The organism is Cytobacillus sp. GQ23, from assembly GCF_059758675.1.
This window is the reverse complement of the sequence record NZ_JCAXER010000001.1, coordinates 90,716-116,624: the sequence shown is the minus strand read 5'-3', so window position 1 is coordinate 116,624 and position 25,909 is coordinate 90,716. Positions and strand designations below refer to the sequence as shown.

Here is a 25,909-nt window from a genome sequence, read left to right as displayed (position 1 = left end):
AGGGCCTTAGAGGCGAACTGCAGTTACATATTTTTATATTTCATCTCTCACAGCTGGGGTTACATTTTCTGCATTAATAGGTAATGTGATCTTTTTGCGTGTGTACATGAAGTAATAATACACATAACAAAGGGCTATAAAGCCAAGACCCCAGTATAAAGAGGTTCTCTGTGTAGGATCAAAAGCCATAACTGCAAAAATGGACAGGCACATGACAATGCATAGGATCGGAACAAAAGGATATAAAGGCACCCTGTATTTTAAATCCTCCACTTTTCCTCCATTTTTAGTATATTGGCTGCGGAACCCTATTTGTGCTGCAGCAATGGCTAGCCATGTGAGAGTGCCGCCTAATCCGCTGACAGCCAGCAGAACAACAAATAAAGTATCTGCTGCTACATAACTTGTTAATAGCGATAACAATGCAAAACCAAGAGTTACTAATAGGGCATATGAAGGAACACCCCTTTTATTCAGCTTTCCAAAGACTTTTGGAGCCATTCCTGTTTCTGAAAGCGAGTACATAATTCTTGTGCAGGCGTAGAGACCAGTGTTTCCAACTGATAAGATGGCCGTAAGGATAACAAAGTTCATAATATCCGCTGCATATGGAATGCCTACCATATCAAAAACGGTTACAAACGGACTTTCCATTACCCCTGCTTCTTGCCATGGAACAATGGCTGATAAAACAAAGATAGCAAGAACATAGAATATCAGGATTCGAAAAACGATCGTACGGATGGCTCTTGGAATATTTTTTTCCGGTTCTTCTGTCTCTCCTGCAGCCACACCCATAATTTCTGAACCCTGAAATGCATAGATCACAGACATCATTGAAATGAAGACCCCAACCAAGCCTGCAGGAAACATACCGTCCCCAATGAAATTGGTTAAATAAGGGGCCGGGGAGCTGTCCATAGAAATAATGCCAAAAATAGCACCTAATCCAACAATGATAAATAAGATGACAGTCAGGACTTTAATACCAGCGAACCAATACTCTGTCTCTGCAAATGCCTTCGTTGTAAGAGAGTTGATTGAAAATAATAGAACTATAAAAATGGCACACCAAATCCATGTTTGAACATCTGGAAACCATCTTTTCATCAGCAATCCCGCTGCCACGAATTCAAGTCCGACATACATGGCCCAGCTCAGCCAATAGATCCATCCGACGACAAAACCTGTTGCGGGACCAATAAACTTGGTCGCATGCGCCTGAAAAGAGCCTGAAACAGGCATAACAACTGACAATTCTCCCAGACAGACCATAGCCAAATACATGAGAAGGCCGCCAACAAGGTATGACATTATTGCACCTGCGGGCCCTGCCTCTCCTATTGCATACCCAGACCCCAGGAACAATCCTGTCCCGATAATTCCCCCTAATGACATCATAAATAAATGGCGGCTTTTCATTTGCCTTTTTAATTTTGATTGACTCACATTTTCACCCTGCTTTCAGATTAAAATAGATCGCTTTTATAGTAAGCGCTTACAAAATGGTGAAAAATTTTAGTCTATGGCAGAAGCAGTATTTTTGGGAAGCGGCAATACTTTTTCTAGATCTCTCTGAATCATTAAATGAAAATGGTGAACCAGATTTTCGGTAAGCGAGAATCTTCCTTGTGAATAAGCCCCTGTCTCTATCCCTTTTTGTACCATCTCACATATATCAAGATCTTCTTTTCTGACAAGCTCATCCATGTTCATTAGCTCTTTTTCTTCCTCTGTGACCTCATCACCCATGAAAAAAGTTGTGTACACATATTTTGTAGTTTTAGCATCAATTGGTATAGATTGATGGATGGAGAGATTAGGCGGGCCAGGATCGAAAGAAAACCATGTATTTGGATAAAGCCAATAATATCTGCCGCCCTGCCCCATCTCAAAGTCCAAATTTCTCCCCTTTAACGGTGTTCCCTGGTAAGAATAATAATCGGACATGGTCATTTCGTATTGTTTCATATCCAGTTTTGAAACGAGTGTCTTATGAACAATAGAACAATGATCGCACTCAAGATAGTTATCAATTCCTATTTTCCAATTTGAACGGCAAATGGTCTCTTTTACAGACACACGGTTTAAACGATCCAGATCATATTTTGACACATGCTTAAAAAGATCAGGGTATTGAATTTTCATTGATACAGCATCAGGATTAAGATTGACAAAAATAAACGAGTGCACAATTTCCAGCTTAATCGTTTTTAAACAAAAATCCTGGTGATCGAAATGCCCGCAACCTTTCATGTTCGGAGCACTGAGGAGCGAACCATCTGTCCGGTATGTCCAGGCATGATAAGGACAAGTAAAAACGGCCTTATTTCCTTCCCCTTCCACTAGCTTGGAAGCGCGATGAGAACATACATTATAAAACGCACGCAATTCTCCATCTTGTCCGCGGCTAATAATTATAGGACGGTCAGCAACTTCAGCCGTAAAAAAGTCTCCCGGACTACTGACTTGACTCATATGCCCTGCATACTGCCAAGTCTTCCTAAAGATTTCTCTTTTTTCTGCCTCCAAAACTTCTGGATCTGTATAGATCCACGATGGCAGTGTATGTGCTTCACTTATGTCAGTACTGACTCTAACTTCTTTCACGAATTTCGCCCTCCCTTTTACAAATCACATCTAGTGCATAACAGTGTATTAAACTTATTTTAAATTAAAAATATTCTGAATTATATGTTTAAATTGACCAAAAAACAGAGAATGATAAAAAACTATTTTTGGTTTTTTGGTCTAAAAAAACTGCAGGTGCTAGCTCTGCAGTTCACCTCTCAATTAAAACTCAGCATTAACGCGCATTAGGTTAGCAATTATTTCTTTAAAAATACTTCCTCTACTATAACCCGCCATCATGAAGAAGACTCAGTTGGACTCCTCTTTTGCAAATTTCACTTCATATGGACAGCTGCCATGGTCATCCCTTCCATACCCAAATCCTTCCTTGATAAGGTCAGAATCTAATGCCGAAGGTTCATAGAAAAGCATTACAATAGGGCTGATTAAAAGTGTTAGTGTTATTGCTAAACGCTGCTCTGGCACCTTGATAGCTAAGAAGGATAATCGTGGCATCGTTCCCCAAGACGGACTTTTTTTGTTGTTCTAAATTGTAGAACAAACTACTAGATTAATGTAAAATTAGGTTATGTAATTGTCGATATTTTATAAATATTATAAATTTTATTGAGTTCTTTTTCCGTAGGAATACGTTATGAAGTTCCATGGTGTGAGCCGCGCTCCCATCAGGCGGCAATAAGTGTTGAACGAATTTATTTTAAGGCTTATCACGCAGGCGAGTATCTATCTATTCCTTTTTGTTGATTTTTTCAAACCAAAAACAAAAACCTTTCTCTTATTGAAGATAAAGATGCAGAGAATCCATACAAAGTCCCATAACCAGTCTGGCAACTCATTATTAACGCTCTAAAGAGATTGATGAAATCTTTTAGGCACCATAATAACTTAGTTACAGATGAGGATCTCTTGAAAATGTAAGAGTTTAGAAAGGAAAGCAAAAAGAATGAAAATCCTTGAAAATATTGCACAGGACATAGTGGAAAAAACCAGTGAGATATTGGAGTATCCAATCAGCATCACCGATAATGAGGGATACATTATTGGATCAACAGACCAAAGCAGAATTGGGATCTTTCATCGTCCTTCTCTTGACGTAATTAATAAAAATACCACGGTGGTCTGCAGGAATGAAATAGAGAAAAAAATTCTTCCTGGTGTATCTGCTCCTTTAAAATTTAACAATAAAGTAATTGGTGTGCTTGGAATTGTGGGCAATCCCGCAGAGGTCGAAAAATATGTACAGCTTGTTAAAAATCAAGTGGAAATGATGTGCCAGGATGCTTTCCGAAAAGAAATGCTGGAATTGAAAGATAAGATGGCAGAAATGCTGGTTCATCAACTTATTCATTATACAGATTCTGGGCATGAAGAAAAAAAGGATATTTTCCAGTATGCTAAACTGCTCGATTTTGATCTCGCCATCAATCGGACCTGTATTATTATTGATGTAACTAACCCTCTTTCAGGTGACCGGAACCTTTTTGAGGATCTTTCGTTTCAATACTTTCAAAAAGAAGTGCTGAGCTTTTTAAAGTTAATCTTTAATGAAAATGACAATGATATCTTGTCATTTCTCGATTTCAAACGTTTCATTATTTTTAAATCCATGCCCTTTCCTCTATCATTTGATTCTTTCCTGGAAACTTTGGGTGAAAGACTGGAAAAAATCAATTCATTCCTTAATGCTAAATACAATTTTTCAGCAAAGATTGGTGTGGGAGATGTTCAAAATGGCCATAAAGGATGCTATGAATCTTACCAAAATGCAATGAAAGCAATGAATATTGGACTGAAATTTCAAGATCATCCTCATATTAATTTGTATATAGAAAGGGAAGCCATGCTGAGTCTTTTGCCAAGAGAGCTTTCTTCTGACTATAAGCAAAAGCTCTTAAACTTGATATCTTCTTTAAGAGAGCAAGATAATTATGAGGTATTATCGTCCACCTTTATTGGATTCTGCAAGTACAATATGAATTTGAGTGAAGCATCAAGGAATATGTTTATCCACCGGAACACCATCATTTACAGACTGGAAAAAATAAGCGAAATTACTTCCCTCAATACCAGCAGCTTCGAACATTGCATGCTGCTCTTCACAGCCATCAAATGCTATGAAGAGATGCAGACATCATGCCGTTAAGAAATTACAAAAAACACCTTCAGTAAGAGCTTGGCTCCTACGAAGGTGTTTTTTTTAATAAATCGCATCCTCGATAATAAGGTCTTTCTCTGCAAAACGTTCCACTCTTAATGGAGATAAGTCCAGTGTTCCGTATTTTCCCGTCCGAATCAGCTCAGACAGGCATTTACCGACTGCAGGAGCCTGCTGCATACCATGTCCGGTGAAGCCAAAGGCAACATAGTAGCCTTTCATTGACGGGTACTCACCAAGAATGGCATTATGGTCTTCCGTGTTAAAATCATACAGTCCTGACCAGCCTCTTTCGATCTTGGCATGCTCGAAGTTCTTGATCCGGTTTGCCAGCACAGGCCAAATGTGTTCCTCAAAAGCAGATCTTCTCCACTTAAAGCTGATGCCAGGTTCAATTTCCTCCGCATAGCCGGATATAAATTTTTCCCCTTCATGCCGGAAATAAACACCTGTTGGGTCCATTGTTAATGGGAGATAATTTTTGAGCGGCTCCTTAATATCAAATTGAAAAATTTGTCTTGGAAGCGGGACAACAGGAAGCGGCAGTCCGGCTTTATCTCCCAATATCGATGCCCAGGCCCCTGCACAATTTACAACTACAGGGGCATGATATTCCCGCCCATCAGCAAGTTTGATGCCCTTCACTTTCCCTGTCTCAGTAATCAAACTATCTACCTCATCGTAAACATATTCTGCACCGAGTTTTTTGGCATATTTGACATAGCCCAGCATTACAGAATAAGGATCTAAATAGCCGCTTTCACTGCAGTACAGCCCACCGGCAATATCGTCTATATTTAGCTCCGGGATAATATTCAACAGGCTTGGCCCTTCTAGAAGCTGTGAATGTATGCCGTTTTGATTTTGGAGCTTTAAGTGTTTTTCAAAACGGGACATCATTTGATCAGTCGCTAAAAATAAGTAGCCCCTTTGCTTAAAATCAATTTCTGCTGCATCTCCGTCAATGGACATGTTTTTTGAAAAATCTTTGTAAATCTGAAGGCTGTATTTGCTGAGCTGCATATTAATGACGGTAGTATATAGCTGTCTGAATCCTCCAGCGCTTCTTGGCGTCGAAGCAAACTCATAAAGCCCATCCTTCTCAAATACCACAATCTTACCCGTGAATCCGTCATTTAACAAATTATAAGCAATGCTTGATCCGATGACTCCCCCGCCAATAATAAGAATATCTGCATGGCTTGACAATTCGCTTCCCTACCCTTCTTTCTAGCATTTATTTAGTTATAATGTTACTGATTAGCAGTCTGGGATGCTATGTGCAAAATACACGGAAAAAGAATATTTTGAAAATTTTTAATTGTGTATTTTAACAAGGGTTTTTAATTATGGAAGAAGAATCTATTAAGAATTAGCAGAAAAGGGTGATCCATTTGAGTTTTTTAAAAGAAATCTCACAAGTAATTGTAGATAACACCTCAAATATAATAGAATACCCAATTAGCATCAGCGATAATAAAGGCATTATCATTGGTTCCAGCGACATTTGCCGATTAGGAAGTTTTCATCAGGCTTCTCTTGAGATAGTGGAGCGAAAAACAACCATTGCTTATGAAGTAGACGAAGCAAAAAAACTCGATAACGTATTGCCGGGTGTAGCTGCGCCGATCATGATCAATCATGAACCAATTGGAGTTCTGGGGATTGTAGGAGAGCCTGCAGAAGTGCGAAAATATGCACAGCTCGTAAAAAGCCATGTGGAATTAATGTGCCATGAGTATCTAAAAAAAGAAATGACTGCGATTGAGTCAAAAACCTTGGATAACTTAATCCGTTATCTTTTAAACTCTCAAAAGCCGGAGGATTTGGAGTACAGTATAAGATATGCCAAAATGCTTGGATACAATTTGGAGTCGCATCATAACCGAATTTGCTTATTAATCCAGTTCGAAATAGACCTGGATGACAGCCATTTAGTTACAGATAGACAGAATTCCGAAAAGTATTCCTGGCCATTCCTCAAAAATAATTTTTCCGAGATACTAGGCTATTATTTGATGGATAGTAAAGAAGATATTCTTTCTCCACTGACACTTGATCAATTTCTGCTGATTAAAGTTGTGAGCAAGGAAGAGTCTCATGAACTTTTTATCAAAAGACTGGAACATAAAATTCAAAGATTACTGCGATATTTAGAAAACGAAAATAATTGTACAGCAAGCATCTCCATTGGCAGCTCAGAAAAAGGAGCTCTTGGAATAAAAGTTTCCTACCAGACAGCTTTACACGCCTTAACGGCTGGAAAACAGTCAAACAACTCTCCAAAAATTTACTACTATAATGATTGGAACATTATTTTTGAACTGTTAGGAAATGGTTTAAATCAATATGTTAATGAGAGATTACATGAAAAATTGGAGGATTTTATTAATCATGTAAATTTTCCAATCCTTGCGCAAACCTTTTTGGCCTATTGCAAATGCAGTATGAATATGAGCGAAACTGCACGTATGCTGTTTCTCCATCGAAACTCACTTGTATACCGCATGGAAAAAATTAATGAACTTACCTGTTTGGATATTTCAAGGTTTGATCACTGTATGATGTTATTTTTCGCGATTAAGAATTCAGGCATATCGGCTCCAGGGTGTGAGGAAACAAAGGACACGCTGACAGCAGCACATACCAGAGATGCCTCCCCTTCAACCAGATAGATATAGAATAAAAGAAAAAGCAGCAAAGATAATTTGCTGCTTTTTCTTTCCTATACTTAACTTTTAGACACTTTGCACACGACTATCTGAGACGCTCTTTCAATTTCTTGCAGATGTAGTCACCAACTTGCTCTGTCGTCGATTTACCCCCTAGGTCAGGAGTCAGCACTTCCTTTTCCTGTAATACATCTTCCATGGCATCAATTATAGCTTTTGCTGACTCTGCCTGCCCCAAGTGATCAAGCAACATACTTGTACACCAGATAGATGCAATGGGGTTAGCAATACCTTTACCAGCTATGTCCGGTGCCGAGCCATGAACGGGTTCAAACATGGATGGAAATTTCTTCTCGGGATTGATATTGGCAGAAGGTGCAATGCCTAAGCCCCCCACAATGGCTGCACCCAAATCTGTTAGAATATCACCAAATAAATTGGAAGCTACAACAACATCCATCGTCTCCGGCTTGCTGATAAAAAAGGCTGCTAAGGCATCAATATGAACTGTATTGCTTGTCACTAGGGGATACTCCTGATTAATCCGTTCAACATATTGGTCCCAAAAAGGCATCGTATGGATAATGCCGTTCGACTTTGTAGCTGCAGTTACATGCTTCCTTTTCCCTTGCTTTTCGGCAAGATCAAACGCGTATCTCAGAACCCTTTCTACTCCCTTACGAGTAAACACACTGGTTTGCATTGCCATATCAAGATCTGTTCCTTCGTACATTCTCCCTCCGATACTGGAATACTCTCCTTCATTATTTTCTCTAATGACAATGAAATCGAGCTGATCAGATGTTTTTCCCGCTAATGGAGAATCCAGTCCCTTTAAAAGCTTAACAGGACGAAGGTTGATATATTGTTCAAATTGACGCCTGATTGGCAGCAATAAGCCCCAAAGCGAAACATGGTCTGGCACTCCCGGATAACCAACTGCTCCCAGAAAAATAGAATCGAAGTCTTTCAATTGTTCCAGACCATCTTCCGGCATCATCTTGCCATACTTAGCGTAATATTCACAGCTCCAATCAAACTCTTTGTAAGTTAAGGAGAATCCGCCATGAAGATCACTTATGGTATCTAATACTTTCTTCCCTTCCCGAACAACATCCACTCCAATACCATCACCAGGAATCAAGGCGATTGAATAATGATCCATACTTGAGCTCCTATTCTAATATTTTTTTATTTAGCACTTCAGGATTTGCAAGAAATTCAGCCTTTTTTCCATTAAGTACATTAATTACATTTTTAGCAACGGTAGTAGACGTGAGGAAATTGCATTCAGCCGTTGTACCGCCTACATGGGGTGTCAGAACCACATTAGGCAAAGAAAGCAGCGGAAGATCCCGGGCTGGCGGCTCCGGATCAAATACATCCAATCCAGCTCCTGCAATTTTTCCATCTCTTAATGCCTCATATAAATCCTCTTGGTTTACAACCGCTCCCCGTGCAGTATTGATTACATAAGCGGTTGGCTTCATGATGGAGAACAGCTTATAATCAATAGAATATCTTGTTGAATCATTTAAGGGAATATGCAGGGATATAAAATCCGATTCCCGGAATACCTCTTCCAAGTTTGTACTAACTCTAATACCGAGTCCTTTAGATAAGCCGTGCTTTTCTGGATGATACTCCCTTACCCATGCAGTTACATCCATTTCAAAACCGAGCTTTAAACGTTTAGCCACTTCTTGTGCAATGTTTCCAAAACCAATCAAACCAGCTTTTTTGCCCTTAAGCTCATGAGGAATAAGATAATTTCGCGAATTGTAATCTCCCTTCCTCATCTTGTCATGAAGCGGAATAACCGACTTAGCCAGTGCCATCAGAAGCATGACTGCATGCTCAGCTGTTGATACTTTATTGACAGAAGGTGCATGCAGTACGGGAATTCCCTTCTGTGTTGCATATTCCACCTCAATATTATCAAGCCCTACTCCGGCACCGGAGATGACTTTTAAGTAAGGATTCGCATCAATCACTTCCTTAGTAATTCGTGCAGGTGCTCTCAAAACAATTCCGTCTGCACCCTTCACCATTTCACATAAATGGTCTGGGCTATAATTGTCAGTTTGAATTACTTCTGCACCTTCACGAAGAAGCTTTTCTCCTTCTGGATGATACATCGGAAGTATTTGCAAAACACGGGGTAGGCGCATGTTAAATTCCCTCCAGCACTTTATACTCGTAAATTTTCAACGATCGTTGCGATACCCTGACCGCCGCCAATACAGGCCGTGATTAAACCATAGCGGCCGCCTCTTCTTTCAAGCTCATTCATGATTTTGACAGTCAAGATGGCTCCGGTTCCCCCAATTGGATGGCCTAACGCAATAGCACCGCCATTAACATTTAATTTACTTCTGTCGATATTCAACTCTTTAACAACAGCCAGTGCCTGAGCAGCAAAGGCTTCATTCAGCTCTATCAGGTCTATTTCATCAAGAGTCAGCCCCGCCAGCTTAAGTGCCTTCATGACAGCTGGCACTGGACCAATACCCATAATTTCCGGCGATACCCCGGCAGCTGCTTGTGAAATAACCCTGAGGCGAGGGCTAAGCCCTCTGCTTAAGGCTGCTTCCTCGGCCATCATCACCAATGCTGCAGCTCCATCATTGCGTCCGCTCGCATTTCCAGCTGTAACAGTGCCTCTTTGCTTGAACACGGCTTTTAAAGAAGCAAGTTTATCTAAACTCGTTAAGCGTGGATGCTCATCTGTATCAAAAACAATCTTTTCTTTTTTCACTTTCACTTCATATGGAATAATTTCCTCTTTAAACTTCCCCTGCTGAATAGCGGCAGCTGCCTTTTGCTGACTTTCAAGGGCAAATTCGTCCTGTTCTTCTCTGCTGATGAGATATCTTTCAGCGAGATTCTCAGCTGTCAGTCCCATTGTCAGGTTCCCATATACTTCAATCGGCTGTGCCCTTGGCTGGCTTTCTGTATTAGGATCCACAATTTCTGCATTTCCTGCACCATACCCATATCTAGCCTTCCTCAAATAATAGGGAGCCGTACTCATGCTTTCCCCGCCGCCGGCTAGCACAATATCAGATAATCCGCACTGAATTTGCTGTGCTGCATTATTGATCGCCTGCAATCCTGATCCGCACTGGCGGTGAACGGTATATCCCGGCACCTCGACAGGAAGTCCGGCTCTTAAAGCTGCCAGCCTGGCTAAATTGGGGACATCTGAACTTTGTTTCGCATGTCCCCAAACCACTTCACCAACTTCTGAACCTTCCAGCCGGCTTCTTTCAAGTGCTCCCCTCATTACTTTTTCTGAAAGAAAATCAACCTCTATATCCTTAAGTGTACCGCCCATCCTTCCAATGGCAGTTCGTACACCTTCAATTATAACTGCGTTTCTCATCATTTCCCCCTTGTTAGATGTGGTGTTTCGCTACTTAGCGACTGTTTACAGGCATTTTTTTATGAAATTCCCTGTTTAGTTCGCCGGCAATAATGTTTTTTTGAATTTGGCTTGTGCCTTCATAAATTTTCGTAATTCTCGCGTCCCGGTAAAAGCGCTCAATTGGATAATCCTTCATATACCCGATGCCACCGTGTATTTGGACAGCTAAATCCGCCACGCGATTATATACTTCAGATCCATATAACTTTGCCATGGCTGCTTCTTTGACAACCCTCTTACCCTGATCAGCCATCCAGGCTACACGATAAGTCATGGAACGGAGCACTTCAATCTCCAATGCCATGTCTGAAAGCATATGCTGAACAGCTTGCTGTTCAAAAATCGGTTTGCCAAACTGTTCCCGCTGCATAGCATAGCTCATGCTGAGTTCAAGAAGCTTTTCACATGAGCCCAGATTTCTGGCTGCAAGCCCAGCTCTGCCATTTGCGAGAATTTTCAGTGCGTTCACATACCCTCTGCCTTCTTCTCCAAGAACATTTTCTGCAGGCACCTCACAATTTTCAAAGAAAAGTTCAGCTGAATGGGAACCTCGAAGTCCCATTTTCCGCTCTACTGCACCAACAATAAATCCAGGAAAGTCTTTTTCCACTATAAATGAAGTGATTCCTTTTGCCCCTTTACTCGGATCGGTGACAGCCATTACCGTAAAGACGTTTCCGCAGACCGCATTCGTAATATAATGTTTAGAACCATTTAATATATATTTATCTCCCTTTTTTTCTGCCTTTGTTTTCAGATTCGAGGCATTAGAACCTGCACTCGGCTCCGTTAGCGCAAATGCGCCAATCCATTCACCGCTTGCCATCCTAGGAAGATATTTTTCCTTCTGTTCCTTTGTTCCAAGCTCCACAATTCCCGCCGTACCGATGCCAGTATGGGCGCCGATTAACGTTGTGTATCCATTATGGGTTTTTCCCAATTCTTCATAAATAGCACATTTCCCAACCCAATTTAGGCCCAACCCGCCATATTCCTCTGGTATACTTAACCCGAATAATCCCATTTCCTTCGAGCTCTCAACGATATGGCTTGGAATTTCATCATTCTCCTCAATATCCATCGCCACCCGCTCTACTTCGCCTTGCACATAGTCTCCAACTGCTTTTTTTAGAAGCTGAATGTCCTCTGAAAATGTAAAATCCATCATTTTTCCCCCTAATTGTTGAAATTGGTTACTTACCTTTAAATTGTGGTGTTCTTTTCTCTAAAAAGGCTTCTGTTCCTTCCAATTTATCTTCCGAGCCAATTAATATAGTCTGAGCAAGCTTTTCCAAATAAAGCGCTGTTTCCATTTCCATGTCTGCTCCGCGATTTACAGCAGCCTTCGCCATTCTTAATGCAAGGGGCCCTTTTAAGCTTAATTTTCTTGCATATTCTTTTGCCGTATCAATCAGTTCTTCCTGCGGAACGGCTTTACTGATTATATTCAATCTTTCCGCTTCTGCTGAGGTAATTACATCACCAGTTAGAATGAGTTCCATTGCTTTGCCCTTTCCTATAATTCTGGAAAGGCGCTGTGTACCGCCGGCTCCAGGCATAATCCCTAAGCCTACTTCTGGAAGCCCCACCTTTGCATTTAAAGAAGCTATACGGATATCACAGGCAAGTGCAAGCTCCAATCCCCCTCCTAAAGCATATCCATTAATTGCAGCTATGGTCGGCTTCTCATAGTCTTCTATTTTCCGGTAAGTTGCTGTCATATTTGGCTTAAGGGCATCAATCATGGTCCTTTTGCTTAGCTGGTTTATGTCTGCACCAGCGGCAAAAGATTTTTCGCCAGCACCCGTAAAAATGATGACACGGATGTTTTCATTTTCCCTCAATACATCCAGTGCTTTTTCTACTTCCAGCAGGGTATCAAGATTTAAGGCATTTCTTAATTCAGGACGGTTAATAATGATAAAACCAATACTTTCTTCTTCACGAACCAGAATATTATTTAGATCCATTTTTAGCACCTTTCTATTAAACAGGCATTTTCTTAAGATTTTCTGATATGATAAAAGCTGCATCTGTCATACTTCTTATTTCCTCAATAGTGGTGTTATTAGATATTTCCTCAAGAAACAGCTCTCCATTGTACACTTTAAATACAGCTTTTTCTGTCACAATCATTTCCGCCTTACGAATTCCACTTGAAGGATAAGTTAGGGTACTCACAATTTTCGGGAGATTGTCTTTAGTTACATGGGTAATTGCAATTATAATTTTTTTTGCACTCGCTACTAAATCCATGGCACCGCCAACTCCCAAAATATCCTGACCCGGAACTGCCCAGTTCGCTATTTCTCCTGATCCGCTTACTTGAAGTGCACCTAAAACGGCCACATCAATATGCCCGCCGCGAATCATGACAAATGAGTCAGAACTTGAAAAAATGCTGGCGCCTAATCCCAATGAAATCGGGTGTTTGCTGGCACTGATCAAATCCATATCTATCTCCTCCTCTGGAGGAGTAGGCCCCATTCCCAGCAGACCGTTTTCTGATTGCAGGTAAACTTTGCTTTCAGGCCTTAAATAGTTCTGAATTAAGGTAGGTATACCTACACCAAGATTGACAACAGAGCCTTGCGGGAGCTCCATGGCAATTCTTTTTGCAACCCTTACTTTATCTGTATCCAATTTCTTGCCGGCAACGCTCAACATACTCACCACCTATTTTTTCATAGCGATCATTCATAACGACCATATCAACAAAGGAATGGGGTGTAACTATCTTTTCAGGATCAAGCGTACCTGCTTCAACTATCTCATCCACTTCGGCAATAACCAGTTTGGCAGCCGTTGCCATCATCGGGTTGAAATTCCGGGCAGTTTTTGAATAGATAAGATTCCCAAGTGTATCCGCTTTTTCAGCTTTTATAAGAGCCACGTTTGTTTTTATGCCTCTTATGAAGATATACCTTTCCCCATCAAAAGTGCGTTCTTCCTTTCCATCTGCCAGCTTAGTTCCAACAGCTGTTTTTGTATAAAATCCGGCTATCCCCGCACCACCTGCACGAATCGCCTCTGCAAGAGTACCCTGAGGAATAAGTTCAATCTCCAGTTCGCCGTTTTTCCATGCTTTTACTGCATCACGATTCGATGTAAAATACGAACCAACTGCTTTTCTTACATGTTTAGAGATTAGTAGTTTTCCTAAGCCTTTGCCTGCTTCCCCTAAATTATTGCTGATAATCGTTAATTCGCGGGCATGATCTGTTTCTGTAATTGTGTCTATTAGTGTAAACGGAGTACCGCAAAGACCGAACCCCCCTACCAATACACTGTCTCCCTGCTGAATAAACTGTACGGCTTCTTCTGCTGTGGCAAGTTTTTCACAGTTGTTAGTGTTGTTCATACTACCGGCCTCCAATCATGGACTATACTAGACTTCATATTCGTAAAATCCGCGTCCTGATTTGCGCCCGAGTCTTCCGGCTTTAACATATTTAATCAGGAGCGGACAAGGACGATATTTTTCACCCAGGGTCTTATGCAAATACTCCATGTTTCTCAGTCTGGTATCCAACCCAACCAAATCAGCGAGAGCCAATGGCCCCATTGGATGATTCAAGCCAAGCTTCATAGCTTTATCAATATCCTTTGCAGAGGCAACACCCTCCATAAGAAGATTCATCGCCTCATTGCCGATCAGACAGTTCATCCGGCTGGTAACAAATCCAGGGAACTCGTTTACCTCGACTGTCTCCTTGTTAAGCAAACTGCCTATTTCTTTGGCTTTTTCAACGGTCTCATCTGATGTCTGCAGACCTCTAATAATTTCAATAAGCTTCATTTTGTGAACAGGATTAAAGAAGTGCATGGCAATGCATTTTTCCGGTCTGGATGTTTGTGCGGCAATTTCTGTGGGGCTCATGGTGGAAGTGTTGGTTGCGAGTATCGTATGTTCCGGACAATATTGATCAAGCTGTTTAAAAATATCAATTTTTAGCTCCATCATTTCGAAAACAGCTTCTATAACTGCATCTGCATTTTCAGCAGCCGATTTTAAATCTGTTGTATATTCTAAATTGCTGAGAGCAGCTGTAACTTGATCATGGTTCAGGTAGCCTTTTTCTGCACTTTTTCTCATTTCTGTTTCAATATAATTTTTTGCTTTTTCCAGATTCACTTCGTTCACGTCATGTAAAAAAACATGAAAGCCTCCGAGTGCTGCTGTATAAGCAATTCCTCTGCCCATCACACCAGAACCGACAACTGTTAAAGTTTCCATACTAAATTGCTCCTTTTGCGAAATGATGGTGGTTTCCCTCATTAATCTTTATGTTTTATATAAAAAAAGGAGTTTAAAAACTTCTTAAACTCCTCATGTGTCATCACTATCTCATTACAAAATTAATAGTTATCAATCTGCGCTCTCTGCAGCTTCCCGCTGTAATCCACGTAAATGGATTTCCATTCTGTATAGACATCCAGTGAAGCTACACCGGAATCCCTATGGCCATTGCCAGTTCCTTTCGTTCCGCCGAATGGAAGGTGAATTTCTGCTCCGGTTGTTCCTGCATTCACATAAACAATACCAGTATCCAAATCTCTCATAGCTTCGAAAGCCTGATTGACATTCTGGGTATAAATGGCGCTGGAAAGACCGAATTCTACCATATTATTAATTTCAATGGCTTCTTCCATACTTTGAATTGGTATTATTGAAACGACTGGCCCAAAGATTTCTTCCATTGCGATTCTCATATTTGGTTTTACATCTGTGAAAATAGTCGGTAAGTAGAAATTTCCTTTGTCCAAACCATCACCAGTGGCAATTCTACCGCCTGCAAGCAGCTTTGCTCCTTCTTCCTGGCCTATTTTTACATACTCATCGATTCTTTCAAGGGAAGAGCGATTAATCACTGGACCAACCTTAACTGTTTCGTCCAGCCCATTGCCAAGCTTCAATTCTCCAATGCGATCCAGCAGCTTCCCTTCAAGTTCTTCTTTTACATTTTTGTGCACCAAAACACGGCTAGTAGCGGTGCATCTTTGACCGCTTGTTCCAAAAGCTCCCCAAAGGATTCCTTCTACAGCAAGATCAAGATCTGCATCCTCCAGCACAGTAATGGCATTCTTGCCGCCCATTTCAAGAGAAGTTCGCTTTAATAAAGCTCCTGCTTTGCCATTGATCTCTCTGCCGACTTCGTTCGATCCTGTAAAAGAAATTAAATCGATATCCGGATGTTCAACCATTGCATTTCCAACCACACTTCCCGACCCATGAACAAGGTTAATTAACCCTTTTGGCAGACCAGCCTCCTCATAAATTTTCACAAATTCAGCTGCAAGGATTGGCGTTTCAGTTGCCGGCTTCCATACAATTGCATTACCGGTAACAAGAGCAGGCAGTGACTTCCATGAAGCAATCGCAATTGGGAAATTCCATGGAGTGATCAACCCTGCCACGCCAACAGGCACCCTGACACTCATGGCAAATTTATTGCGAAGCTCAGACGGAACGGTATCTCCAAACATTCTGCGTCCTTCGCCTGCCATGTAGTACGCCATATCAATCGCTTCCTGTACTTCTCCTCGGCCTTCATCAATCACTTTTCCCATTTCACTTGTAAGAATTTGAGCCAAGTCTTCTTTTCTTTCTTTTAGTAAAAAAGCAACTTGATAAAGAATTTCAGCACGCTCTGGGGCCGGTACTAATCGCCAGGATTTCTGAGCAGTTTTTGCAGCTTCTACAGCTCTATCAACATCTTCTTTTGCTGACTGTGTTACTTCAGCAAGAACCTCACCTGTTGCAGGATTTAAAACAGAAGCAGTTTTGCCGGCTGACGAATTACACCATTCACCATTAATAAAATTTAATACTTTTTTCATAAAAAAACCTCCAATAGTTAAGTTAGTGATTATCCTATTACAATTTTTAATTTCTCTTTTATTCGATTAACTGCTTCATACAATCGCTCATTCGGCACAGACAGGGAAACTCGGAAATACCCTTCTCCAGAAGGCCCAAAAGCATTGCCCGGAGTTAGAATAACACCAGTCTGCTCCATAACGCTCGAAACAAATTCGGCAGAAGTGTAGCCATTAGGCACTGGAGCCCATATGAAGAAACTTCCTTTTGGGGGATTAACTTCAATCCCAATACGGCTCAGACCGTCAAGCATCGCATTCATCCGCTCTTTGTAGATAGCGTTATGCTTTGCAATACATATTTGATCACTGTTTAATGCAAAGGCTGCTGCCTTCTGGATGGAAGTCAGCTGACCCGTATCTGTATTGCTCTTATATACAGAAAGCGCTTTAATTATCTTTTTGTTTCCAACCGCATAGCCTATTCTAAAGCCTGTCATATTATAAGTTTTCGATAAGGAGCCAAACTCTACAGCAATGTCTTTGGCTCCTTCCGCTTGAAGAATGCTCGGTGCTTTGTAAGAATCAAAAGTAACCATGTTATAGGCTGAATCATGCGCTATCGGAATTTGGCAATTATGCGCAAATTCAACCGCTTCCTCAAAGAATTCAATATCCACTGTGGCGGATGTCGGGTTTCCGGGATAATTTAAAAACATAAGCCTTGCCTGCTTCAGAATATCATCAGGGATAGCAGTCAGATCTGGCTTGAAATCATTCTCCCTGGACATCGGCATGTTATGATACCTTCCATTTGCCAGCAGCGTTGCCATACGATAAACCGGATAACTTGGATCCGGAATAAGCACATATTCACCGGGATCCACTAGAGTTGGAACCAAATGAGCTATCCCTTCTTTGGAACCGATTAAGGCAAGAACTTCTGTTTCAGGATCCAGCCTTACTTGATACTCCCTCCAATAGAAATCAGCCACCGCTTGCTTGAACTCCATACATCCTGTAAAACTGGGATACTTCAAATTGGCGGGATTCTGAGACTCTTGTACAAATTTCTCAATAATGTGGCTTGGAGTAGGCAAATCCGGATCTCCAATCCCTAAATCAATGACATCGATACCCGCTTTTTTCATAGCTTCTTTCTTTTTATTGATTTCTGCAAATAAATAGGGAGGTATTTGCCCCACTCTGTCTGATGTAAAGTTCAAAGGCTCACCATCCTGACCAAATAAATTTTCGTAAATTCTGAAAATTAATCGTTCATACTATTAATTTAAATGATTGAATACTAAATCACTATGGTTGTTTTGTACAAAAATTCATCTTATTTTCCAATAGATTCCGTACGTTTTTTACAAAGAATAGACTTTAGAATGAATAGAAAAAAGAATGTCCCTGCATGCAAGGACATTCTTTCTTTATATGTTACTAGTTAAAACCCACTAATGGCCTGTAGCCATAAGTAATCGAATGATTCGACTTATAAAGCCAAGTAACTAGTAATCCCCCTAAATAACCTATAAAGAAAATGGCCATCGAAAAACATTCCATGGCCGTTTTCTTTCGTATAGTGATTCCTTTACAAATGCTGTGCCGTAACCGAGCGCTCACACTCCAATATTCCTGCCGGCGGTCCCTCGTACAGGATTTCTCCGCCTCCTGCGCCTCCATCCGGACCTAAATCGACGATCCAATCACTTTTCCGGATGACATCGAGATTATGTTCAATGACAATAACGGTATTGCCCTTTTCCACCAATTTATTAATGATTTCCAGGATATTGGCGACATCGGACATATGCAGTCCTGTTGTCGGTTCATCCAGTATATAAATATTGCCTTTTGTATTCAGTTCCTTTGCCAGCTTAAGCCTTTGACATTCGCCTCCTGACAAAGTGGTCAGCGGCTGTCCCAGTGACAAATAGCCAAGACCGACTGTGTTAAGAGCTTTGAGTTTTCTCTGGATGTCTTTTGCATCAAAAAATTCCGCAGCGTCCGCAATAGACATCTCCATGATTTCAACAATATTCTTGCCTTTATATAAGTATTGGAGCACGTCCTGCCTAAAACGGCTTCCATGACATTCACTGCATTCGACTTCCATTGTATCCATAAAGGATAAGTTGATTTCAACAGTCCCGGTGCCTCCGCATGTCGGACATCCGCCGGTTGAATTATAGCTGAATAATCCGCTTTCCACTCCATTTGCATCAGAGAATGACTTACGGATCGAGTTCATAATGCCGGTAAAAGTGGCCGGATTGGACCGTATGTTGGCATGAACCGGACTTTGGTCGATTCTGATAGCCTCCGGAAAATCTTTTGCAAACACTTCATTCACCAGTGTGCTTTTTCCGGAACCTGCTACCCCGGTAATCACCGTAAATACCCCTTTTGGAACAGAAAGACTCACATCCTTTAAATTGTGCAGCATGCTTTTCCTGCTTTCCATAAAATCAGAGACCGGGCGCGGATTTGTGTTCAGCTCTGCACTGCGGTTTAAATAATTGGCAGTCAATGTATCAGAAAATAAGAATTCCCCGTAACTGCCTGTATACATGATCTCTCCCCCGTTTGTCCCCGCATGCGGCCCCACATCAACGATATGGTCAGCAATATGGATGACATCCGGATCATGCTCCACAACTAAAACGGTATTGCCTCTGTCCCTTAAGCGCACCAGCAATTCATTTAACCGGTGGACATCCCGCGGATGCAGTCCGGTGCTGGGTTCATCAAATATGTACATAAGGCCTGTTAAGTTACTGGATAAATATTTAACCATTTTCACCCTTTGGGATTCACCGCCCGATAAGGTTGGCGTTTCCCTTGTCAGATCCATATAGCCCAGACCAATATCACACAGATTTTGCAGACGTTCCATGACCCCGTCAGCAATTGGCTTTGCTTCCGGTGAAATGATTTTTGGAAGAGTATGAATAAGCTGATCCAATTGCATGGATGTCAGATCATAAATGGAGTAGCCTTTGATCTGAGATGAAAGCACCTTTTCGTTGTACCGCTTACCTCCGCAGGAAGGGCAAACAGTCATAGTGCTGAAGGTCTTCAGGAGCTTCTCGCCCGTTTTAGACGTCTCCTTGTCCCTTTTCACATGCTGGCGCATAAATTTGACGGCCAGACCCTCATAGGTGGCATTCATATCATTATTCATATAACTGACAGTCACTTTTTCCGGTTCAGCAAAGACAAGCTTATTAAACTCTTCATCTGTATAATCCTTAATTTTCTTATCACGATCGAAGAATCCGGATTCCGCATACGCTTTCCATTGCCATGTTCCAGGTCCAAAGCCCGGAAGCAGAATAGCACCTTCATTTAAGCTTTTTTCTTTATCAAGAGCAGCATCCAAGTTGAGGGTGATAATTCTCCCAATCCCTTCACATTTCGGGCACATGCCGCTCGGATCATTAAAGGAATAAGCATTGCTGTACCCTATTTGAGGCTCTGCAAACCGGGAGAATAACAGGCGAAGAAGAGGATTAATATCTGTAGCAGTTCCAAGTGTGGACCGGGCATTTCCGCCGAGCCGTTTCTGATCGACGACAACAGCTGTAGAAAGATTGTTGATTTCATCTGCTTCCGGACGGCTATATCTCGGAAGAAACAGCCGCTGAAAACTGCTGTACGTCTCATTTAACTGCCGGCCAGCCTCCTGGGCAATCGTATCAAACACGATGGATGATTTGCCGGAACCGGACACTCCTGTGAATATTGTGATCTTTCCCTTTGGAATTTGAAGATTGATATTCTTCAGGTTGTTTACTCTCGCATTAACAATTTCAATGAATTCCTGCTTCACACAATCAGCTCCCTTTACGTTCATTTTTCGTATGTATGTCATTTGCGCGGAGAATTATCATACCAATAGTTGAAAGTAAATTGCAATAATATTCTTTATTTATTTTAAAATTTTTATGAAAAGCTCTCTATATTGATGGAATCACAAGTGCTCTACACGCTTTTTTATAAAACTCGATGGGCCCTGCACCTCCAATTCTCCCCCGATGCCCCCTGATCTTTCTTTCAGACAGCCAATTAGCAGTTGAGAGGATGGACTATTTTACAATCTGACAAGCTGGCTTATATTTCTGCACACTTCATTATTCAAAGCATTCTCTCCGTGAATGATGGCTCAAGTTCATCACCTTCTGTTTTGATCTCCTTAACAATGAATTCACTTAAGAAACGTTATTACCTGCCAAATGTTAACAATTTTTCAAATTTCAAAGGAAACTGTAAAAAATAACCGAAATAGAAGAGTAAGGAGGTGAGATTTAGCGATGACCATCATTTTTTACAAAGCGATGGAGGCATTTAAGAGGGATGCGGAACGTCTGGAGCAAGAGAAGCTTCAAAAGGAAAAGCCGGATGAGAAAAAAACAAAATAATGCGTTATTTCTTCTCTCCCCATTGGGGATTTTTTTTTGGTATTTTGAGAACCGGGCCTCACACAAAAAAATGCGTCCCTGCAAATTGCAGATACGCATTAACTTTTCCTTTTAATTTATTCTTGATTTTTTAGTCTTCAGCAAAATATTTTCATCGATTCTCCGATAGATTTCTTCCAATTGTTCTTTATCTTTTAGGATATTTTTCATGTTTTCTTCTATGAGTTTATGAAATGTTTTCTTTTTCATAAATAGCCCTCCGTTCTAAGCTTAATCGTACACTCAGCACGTTGCCTTTAACAACAATGCTTCCGCAACAAACTTTTTGATCCCTTCTTCATCTTCCGGCTCCGGATTGAACTCTATCCTTAAGGGATTCCCTATTACTGTTCCTCCCTGTTCTTCAATCAGCCTCTGAAGCTGATCCAGTGCGCCGCAAAATTCAGGATAGGACGTATCCCCGGATCCAAAGATGGCAAAGGGCTGACTGTCGAGTTCCAGCTGTTCGATTTCTTCAATGATGTCGAGGCATTCATCCGGATAATCGCCCTCTCCCCATGTATACATGCCTATAAAAGTAAGATCATAGTTTAGCAGGTCGGAAGCAGTTTGAACACTCATGAAATCTTCCACTACCACTTCATGATTCTGTTCTTTCAGCTCCTCCGCGATAATATCTGCAATTGATTCCGTGTTACCGGACATACTGGCATAAAATACCCCTATTTTCATTCCTCTCCACTCCTATCAATGAATGAATGCTGATGTGTTAAATCTGTGAGTGATCCATTTACTTTCTCTATGTGAACAAATAAAAAGCTGGTCTTCAAAGCCTGCACCTCTGAATCCATGGCCAGTTACGGTTTCAATCGGAATCAGGGACAAGCTGTTTTTATCAATTTCGTAGATTCTTGAAAAGCCATTTTCATCCTGGCTTGTTGTCGCATAGATCTTTTCATTTGCTTCAAAGATATCCAGGAACGCTCTCTCTGCAATAGGCTGCTGGCATATATCCCAGCAATTTGAAAAAGGATTCAGCACTTCAATCGTTCCCACACCAGAGCGGGCGTTTCCTTTAGCAATGAAGAGAAGATCATTTTCGTCCCGATAAATGGAGGAAACCATCGAATGCTTTTCTTTTTTTATATGCTTTAACTCCCCGCTTTCAACATGATATCTCCATAAACCTCCATACTGTTCATTGATTTGCGTGCCAATATAGATGCTTCCCTGATGATAGAGCAGCGACCGAATCAGGGGCCTTTGCTGTAAATCTTGAAACGGTTTAATAACAGACCAATCTGACCCGAAATTCGTTGATATGTATAGGCAGCTGCCGCCATGTGTCACGATTAATCCCTGACGGTTTCCAGTAATATCCCACAGCCGCTGGGCAGTCGGGAATGAGGTTTGATTCCATTTTTTAAGATGCAGATCATATCGGATAATTGTGCCATGGTCTCCGATTCCGAAGATAAAATGGCCCAGCTTCACAAGCTTATATATATTTTGTGACAGCCCGTACTCCAGGAACCAGTCTCCATCCTCAAAGGAATAAATGCCAGACTGCTTAACTGCAACAATGAATGGCAGATCCGGAGTTGACAGCACTGCCGTAGAACCCTTATCAAACATGTTCCATCTCCTTATTTCTGACTGCCCATTCATAGGCTGATTCGGCAAATTGCTGACACTCCAGAATTTGCTCCTCTGTTTCAGGGTTAAGTTCTATCTTTAACCTCTGCTGAAATACATTGGCTCCTCTTTCACTCAATTTGTCAGCAAGCTCATCCACCGCTGCACAAAATTTTGGATAAGCATGATCGCCAGAACCAAAACATGCAGCCTGTATGCCACTTAAATCATGAACATCCAAGTCCTCAAAAAAATCCTCAGCTTCATAAGGAAGATCACCATCCCCCCATGTATAAGCTCCAATGAAAATACAGTCATAAGCCAGGATATTGTCTACCTCTGTCTCATCCAGGCATCCCATATCTATATCACACCCTTTAAATTCAAGAACATTTTTCAGAATGGAAGCCATATCTTCGGTATTTCCTGACATACTTAAATACCCAATAAACACTTTCATATCATCGACTCCTAATTGATAACGATTTTCAATTATTGTTACACTGATGATAATTGAAAATGATTATCAGTGTCAATTATTAAATTACTTTTGAGACAATTTTCCCAGTTGAAGGATAAACCGTGAACAAGCCAAATAAAGCTAACGCGCTCACGCTAGCCCTATCGTGATTATTCAGTTTAAATTGCCTTGGCTATGTAATAGTCTAATTCCTCTTTCAGGCTGCAGGTTTCTCTAAGCTTTCGGCTATTCTCAGCAAAAGAGACTTTGTCCCCCGCTTCCAGATCCTGATCAATTTTATAATGCAGGTAATTAATTTTCAGGTCTATATCTAGCTGTGATGATATCTGTTCCTCCAAAAAATATCTCTCTATATCCTCCAGCGCCATGTAAAACGCCTGCTGTCCATTGATTACCACAAGCGCATACCAGCCCATAAAGGTATATTTCCGGTCAGGCGTAACCTCCATTAAATCTCCCTTTTTAAAATGGAGTATATTCACATGATCAGCATCGGGACAAAAGCAATCTACTTGATGTTCAAATGGCTCGATTGCAATATACAGTTCACTCATAATTCAACTCTCCCATACATCAAATTCAGCTGCTCCGATAAGATCCAAACCACAGCAAGGGCAGCTGTCTTCATTACATTCATCCGCTTCCATATCCGCTAAATACCCACACCAGCCGCAAATAGATTGTTCAATCGACGTAGCTCCCTCCTTTTTAGTGGATTTCCTATGTAATTTTCGACTTTATTGATAATGATTATCATTGATAAACCCTATTTTAGATGAAAATGATTATCAATGTCAAGTAAATGTGGATGTTATTATTCGCGCCAAGTTTCAGGCATGGAAACAGCTGCTTTTCCTCGGCTCCTATTTTCAATGGAAGTCTTATAGCGACCGCTTTACTGGAGCCTTCTCTTTTTCAGCGTCAAGACCTTTTATAGCGACCGTTTTTACTGGTACCTCCTTTTTTTCGGCGTCATAGCCCTTCTATGGCGACCGTTTTTAATGGTGCCTTCTCCTTTTCGGCGTCATAGCCCTTCTATGGCGACCGTTTTTATTGATCCCTTCTCTTTTTTGGCGTCACGAACTCTCTATGGCGACCATTTTTTTTCCGGCCTCCTCCTTTTCGGCGTCATGAACCTTCTATGGCGACCATTTTTAATGGTCCCTTCTCTTTTTCGGCGTCTTGAGCTTTCTATGGCGACCGTTTTTAATGGTGCCTTCTCTTTTTCGGCGTCATGAATCTTCTATGGCGACCGTTTTTAATGGTGCCTTCTCTTTTTCGGCGTCATGAACCTTCTATGGCGACCGTTTTTAATGGTGCCTCCTCTTTTTCGGCGTCATGAGCTTTCTATGGCGACCATTTTTAATGGTGCCTTCTCTTTTTCGGCGTCATGAACCTTCTATGGCGACCATTTTTAATGGTGCCTTCTCTTTTTCGGCGTCACGAACCTTCTATGGCGACCATTTTTAATGGTGCCTTCTCTTTTTCGGCGTCATGAACCTTCTATGGCGACCGTTTTACCTAGGCCTCCTCTTTTAGGTCGTCATAATCCCTCTATTGGCACAGTTTTCCACCGCTCTTAACTTTTAGGGACCATGAACTCCTTAGTTTTCACTTTCATAGGGCAGCCTGAACCACCTACCTGGATGGGGAGATGTATCTCCTCTACCATAATAGTATTATGTAAACCAAACTCCATCTAATCCCACCTCTTCCGCCCAAACCCCCAGTTCACAAATCCGTCACACCCTCCCCATAACTACCATGACCAAATCCTCCCTTGCTCAATATATAGAAGGAGAAAGGGTGGTGCATTTTCATGAATTTGAAATCAGGCAATCTAGATCAGTTCAAGCAGTTTTCTCAGTTTAAGAATCTCCAGGAGTTTAATACCCATTTAGAAATGTGGCTAGCGGCTCATAAGGACTCGTTTTCTAAGGGCGAACTTGCCGGATTAAAGAGGCTGGTTCGTTTTGCTGCAAAAATTCCGGGGGTATCCAACGCCAAGATTGGCACTGTTTTGAAAGCAATTCACGAAGAATATAACGGAAATGGCATTTCCCGCTCTACTTTTAAAAGAATGATTGCCAAGGCAGCAAAAATCGGTATTTTTACGGTTCATGAAACAGAGAGAAAAAACGGTTCCCAATCCAGCAACCTGTATGTTTTCAATCGTTTTCCCAAGAGTGAACCACCTAAGCAGGAAATATTGGACCACCCTAATAAAACTATCAATCTTTCTAAAACTAATAAAAATCAAAAGATTACTAAACGTAGCGAAAACGGCCTCGATTACTCTTTTACAAGTGACCGTGTGCCACAATCATTTATCAGCACTGTAAAGTACTTTTTTTCAGAAGCCAATCAGATTGAGGAGTTTTGGAGAATGGCATCACTTGCAGCATATAAAAACAATTGTGAACAAAACTTGAACACTATTCTAGAAACAGCCATCCTTTCCTTTAAGCAGCTGATCCGGAAAATGAAAACCCGCGTCATTGCTAAGCCCATCGCATATTTCTATGGAATCCTGAATAAGAAATTTGAAGAAAAATACTTTCAGGAATTGCATGAAATGGGGTTTTCGGCTGAGGAAAAGGACGTCTCGCTAAACTTTTTTTACAAAAAATAAAAAAACATGCTAAATGCCCCTAATTTGGGAGTTACACCCCCTAACTTCTGAATTAGACCCCTTAACTC

The 25,909-nt window shown here is 41.2% G+C and carries 23 protein-coding genes; 3 read left to right on the top strand and 20 right to left on the bottom strand.

The features are described from left to right. Positions 1-33: 33 nt before the first annotated feature. The 3 genes from AC6CHU_RS00635 to AC6CHU_RS00625 all read right to left on the bottom strand — a co-directional run bounded on the left by AC6CHU_RS00635 (position 34) and on the right by AC6CHU_RS00625 (position 3,057). The gene (locus tag AC6CHU_RS00635; protein WP_159871035.1) at positions 34-1,422 is read right to left on the bottom strand and encodes an amino acid permease; all 1,389 of its coding nucleotides are present in this window, start codon (positions 1,420-1,422) and stop codon (positions 34-36) included. Between the two features lie 96 nt (positions 1,423-1,518). Continuing rightward, positions 1,519-2,610: an aromatic ring-hydroxylating oxygenase subunit alpha gene (locus AC6CHU_RS00630; protein ID WP_159870978.1), complete on the bottom strand. Its 1,092-nt coding sequence runs from the start codon at positions 2,608-2,610 to the stop codon at positions 1,519-1,521. A gap of 270 nt (positions 2,611-2,880) precedes the next feature. Beyond that, on the bottom strand, positions 2,881-3,057 hold the full coding sequence (locus AC6CHU_RS00625; RefSeq protein ID WP_498119624.1) for a hypothetical protein: 177 nt from the start codon (positions 3,055-3,057) through the stop codon (positions 2,881-2,883). A 478-nt stretch (positions 3,058-3,535) separates the two neighbouring features. On the opposite strand from AC6CHU_RS00625, the gene AC6CHU_RS00620 reads away from it, so the two are divergent. Further along, complete coding sequence (locus AC6CHU_RS00620) at positions 3,536-4,735, top strand: CdaR family transcriptional regulator (protein WP_498119622.1); 1,200 nt, start codon at positions 3,536-3,538, stop codon at positions 4,733-4,735. Between the two features lie 54 nt (positions 4,736-4,789). On the opposite strand, the gene AC6CHU_RS00615 is transcribed toward AC6CHU_RS00620, so the two are convergent. Continuing rightward, positions 4,790-5,956, bottom strand: a complete 1,167-nt coding sequence (locus tag AC6CHU_RS00615; protein ID WP_498119620.1) for an NAD(P)/FAD-dependent oxidoreductase — start codon at positions 5,954-5,956, stop codon at positions 4,790-4,792. A gap of 185 nt (positions 5,957-6,141) precedes the next feature. Here AC6CHU_RS00615 and AC6CHU_RS00610 point away from each other — a divergent pair, with 185 nt between their 5' ends. Continuing rightward, on the top strand, positions 6,142-7,422 hold the full coding sequence (locus tag AC6CHU_RS00610; RefSeq protein ID WP_498119618.1) for a CdaR family transcriptional regulator: 1,281 nt from the start codon (positions 6,142-6,144) through the stop codon (positions 7,420-7,422). An 82-nt stretch (positions 7,423-7,504) separates the two neighbouring features. Here AC6CHU_RS00610 and AC6CHU_RS00605 read toward each other — a convergent pair whose 3' ends face one another. The 16 genes from AC6CHU_RS00605 to AC6CHU_RS00530 form a co-directional block, all read right to left on the bottom strand. Then, the gene (locus tag AC6CHU_RS00605) at positions 7,505-8,584 is read right to left on the bottom strand and encodes a tartrate dehydrogenase (RefSeq protein WP_498119616.1); all 1,080 of its coding nucleotides are present in this window, start codon (positions 8,582-8,584) and stop codon (positions 7,505-7,507) included. A gap of 10 nt (positions 8,585-8,594) precedes the next feature. Beyond that, a complete protein-coding gene (locus AC6CHU_RS00600) occupies positions 8,595-9,590 on the bottom strand; it encodes a hydroxyacid dehydrogenase (protein WP_498119614.1) in 996 nt (331 codons plus the stop codon). A gap of 20 nt (positions 9,591-9,610) precedes the next feature. Next, positions 9,611-10,804 carry a thiolase family protein gene (locus AC6CHU_RS00595; RefSeq protein WP_498119612.1) on the bottom strand — a complete coding sequence of 398 codons (1,194 nt, stop codon included), beginning with the start codon at positions 10,802-10,804 and terminating at the stop codon, positions 9,611-9,613. 34 nt (positions 10,805-10,838) lie between these two features. Next, complete coding sequence (locus AC6CHU_RS00590; RefSeq protein WP_251284276.1) at positions 10,839-12,011, bottom strand: acyl-CoA dehydrogenase family protein; 1,173 nt, start codon at positions 12,009-12,011, stop codon at positions 10,839-10,841. 28 nt (positions 12,012-12,039) lie between these two features. Further along, positions 12,040-12,816: an enoyl-CoA hydratase/isomerase family protein gene (locus AC6CHU_RS00585; RefSeq protein ID WP_498119609.1), complete on the bottom strand. Its 777-nt coding sequence runs from the start codon at positions 12,814-12,816 to the stop codon at positions 12,040-12,042. 16 nt (positions 12,817-12,832) lie between these two features. Next, the gene (locus AC6CHU_RS00580; RefSeq protein ID WP_498119608.1) at positions 12,833-13,513 is read right to left on the bottom strand and encodes a 3-oxoacid CoA-transferase subunit B; all 681 of its coding nucleotides are present in this window, start codon (positions 13,511-13,513) and stop codon (positions 12,833-12,835) included. Continuing rightward, positions 13,476-14,207 carry a CoA transferase subunit A gene (locus AC6CHU_RS00575; RefSeq protein ID WP_498119606.1) on the bottom strand — a complete coding sequence of 244 codons (732 nt, stop codon included), beginning with the start codon at positions 14,205-14,207 and terminating at the stop codon, positions 13,476-13,478. The genes AC6CHU_RS00580 and AC6CHU_RS00575 overlap by 38 nt, the downstream gene beginning before the upstream one ends. A 27-nt stretch (positions 14,208-14,234) precedes the next feature. Next, entirely contained in the window at positions 14,235-15,083 is an 849-nt protein-coding gene (locus AC6CHU_RS00570) for a 3-hydroxyacyl-CoA dehydrogenase (RefSeq protein ID WP_159865783.1), read from the bottom strand. 122 nt (positions 15,084-15,205) lie between these two features. Then, complete coding sequence (locus AC6CHU_RS00565; protein WP_498119604.1) at positions 15,206-16,687, bottom strand: aldehyde dehydrogenase family protein; 1,482 nt, start codon at positions 16,685-16,687, stop codon at positions 15,206-15,208. A 29-nt stretch (positions 16,688-16,716) separates the two neighbouring features. Further along, entirely contained in the window at positions 16,717-17,892 is a 1,176-nt protein-coding gene (locus tag AC6CHU_RS00560; protein WP_159865777.1) for an LL-diaminopimelate aminotransferase, read from the bottom strand. Between the two features lie 371 nt (positions 17,893-18,263). Continuing rightward, complete coding sequence (locus tag AC6CHU_RS00555) at positions 18,264-20,504, bottom strand: ATP-binding cassette domain-containing protein (protein WP_159865774.1); 2,241 nt, start codon at positions 20,502-20,504, stop codon at positions 18,264-18,266. A gap of 700 nt (positions 20,505-21,204) precedes the next feature. Beyond that, positions 21,205-21,342 (bottom strand): FbpB family small basic protein, encoded by a 138-nt coding sequence (locus AC6CHU_RS00550; RefSeq protein WP_251284870.1) that lies wholly within the window; start codon positions 21,340-21,342, stop codon positions 21,205-21,207. A 33-nt stretch (positions 21,343-21,375) separates the two neighbouring features. After that, a complete protein-coding gene (locus AC6CHU_RS00545) occupies positions 21,376-21,825 on the bottom strand; it encodes a flavodoxin (protein WP_498119601.1) in 450 nt (149 codons plus the stop codon). A gap of 15 nt (positions 21,826-21,840) precedes the next feature. After that, positions 21,841-22,728, bottom strand: coding sequence for a hypothetical protein (locus AC6CHU_RS00540; protein ID WP_159865766.1), 888 nt, complete (start codon positions 22,726-22,728; stop codon positions 21,841-21,843). Then, a complete protein-coding gene (locus AC6CHU_RS00535; RefSeq protein ID WP_498119599.1) occupies positions 22,721-23,188 on the bottom strand; it encodes a flavodoxin in 468 nt (155 codons plus the stop codon). The genes AC6CHU_RS00540 and AC6CHU_RS00535 overlap by 8 nt, the downstream gene beginning before the upstream one ends. Positions 23,189-23,367: 179 nt before the next feature. After that, positions 23,368-23,763 carry a hypothetical protein gene (locus tag AC6CHU_RS00530; RefSeq protein WP_498119597.1) on the bottom strand — a complete coding sequence of 132 codons (396 nt, stop codon included), beginning with the start codon at positions 23,761-23,763 and terminating at the stop codon, positions 23,368-23,370. A gap of 1,265 nt (positions 23,764-25,028) precedes the next feature. Here AC6CHU_RS00530 and AC6CHU_RS00525 point away from each other — a divergent pair. Next, a complete protein-coding gene (locus AC6CHU_RS00525; protein WP_498119595.1) occupies positions 25,029-25,841 on the top strand; it encodes a hypothetical protein in 813 nt (270 codons plus the stop codon). Positions 25,842-25,909: the final 68 nt, after the last annotated feature.

Excerpts from the sequence above, each read along its gene's own strand:
- AC6CHU_RS00635 (WP_159871035.1), bottom strand. The coding sequence starts at position 1,422 with ATGAAAAGCCGCCATTTATTTATGATGTCATTAGGGGGAATTATCGGG.
- AC6CHU_RS00620 (WP_498119622.1), top strand. The coding sequence starts at position 3,536 with ATGAAAATCCTTGAAAATATTGCACAGGACATAGTGGAAAAAACCAGT.
- AC6CHU_RS00605 (WP_498119616.1), bottom strand. The coding sequence starts at position 8,584 with ATGGATCATTATTCAATCGCCTTGATTCCTGGTGATGGTATTGGAGTG.
- AC6CHU_RS00600 (WP_498119614.1), bottom strand. The coding sequence starts at position 9,590 with ATGCGCCTACCCCGTGTTTTGCAAATACTTCCGATGTATCATCCAGAA.
- AC6CHU_RS00595 (WP_498119612.1), bottom strand. The coding sequence starts at position 10,804 with ATGAGAAACGCAGTTATAATTGAAGGTGTACGAACTGCCATTGGAAGG.
- AC6CHU_RS00590 (WP_251284276.1), bottom strand. The coding sequence starts at position 12,011 with ATGGATTTTACATTTTCAGAGGACATTCAGCTTCTAAAAAAAGCAGTT.
- AC6CHU_RS00585 (WP_498119609.1), bottom strand. The coding sequence starts at position 12,816 with ATGGATCTAAATAATATTCTGGTTCGTGAAGAAGAAAGTATTGGTTTT.
- AC6CHU_RS00580 (WP_498119608.1), bottom strand. The coding sequence starts at position 13,513 with ATGTTGAGCGTTGCCGGCAAGAAATTGGATACAGATAAAGTAAGGGTT.
- AC6CHU_RS00575 (WP_498119606.1), bottom strand. The coding sequence starts at position 14,207 with ATGAACAACACTAACAACTGTGAAAAACTTGCCACAGCAGAAGAAGCC.
- AC6CHU_RS00570 (WP_159865783.1), bottom strand. The coding sequence starts at position 15,083 with ATGGAAACTTTAACAGTTGTCGGTTCTGGTGTGATGGGCAGAGGAATT.
- AC6CHU_RS00565 (WP_498119604.1), bottom strand. The coding sequence starts at position 16,687 with ATGAAAAAAGTATTAAATTTTATTAATGGTGAATGGTGTAATTCGTCA.
- AC6CHU_RS00550 (WP_251284870.1), bottom strand. The coding sequence starts at position 21,342 with ATGAAAAAGAAAACATTTCATAAACTCATAGAAGAAAACATGAAAAAT.
- AC6CHU_RS00545 (WP_498119601.1), bottom strand. The coding sequence starts at position 21,825 with ATGAAAATAGGGGTATTTTATGCCAGTATGTCCGGTAACACGGAATCA.
- AC6CHU_RS00540 (WP_159865766.1), bottom strand. The coding sequence starts at position 22,728 with ATGTTTGATAAGGGTTCTACGGCAGTGCTGTCAACTCCGGATCTGCCA.
- AC6CHU_RS00535 (WP_498119599.1), bottom strand. The coding sequence starts at position 23,188 with ATGAAAGTGTTTATTGGGTATTTAAGTATGTCAGGAAATACCGAAGAT.
- AC6CHU_RS00530 (WP_498119597.1), bottom strand. The coding sequence starts at position 23,763 with ATGAGTGAACTGTATATTGCAATCGAGCCATTTGAACATCAAGTAGAT.
- AC6CHU_RS00525 (WP_498119595.1), top strand. The coding sequence starts at position 25,029 with ATGAATTTGAAATCAGGCAATCTAGATCAGTTCAAGCAGTTTTCTCAG.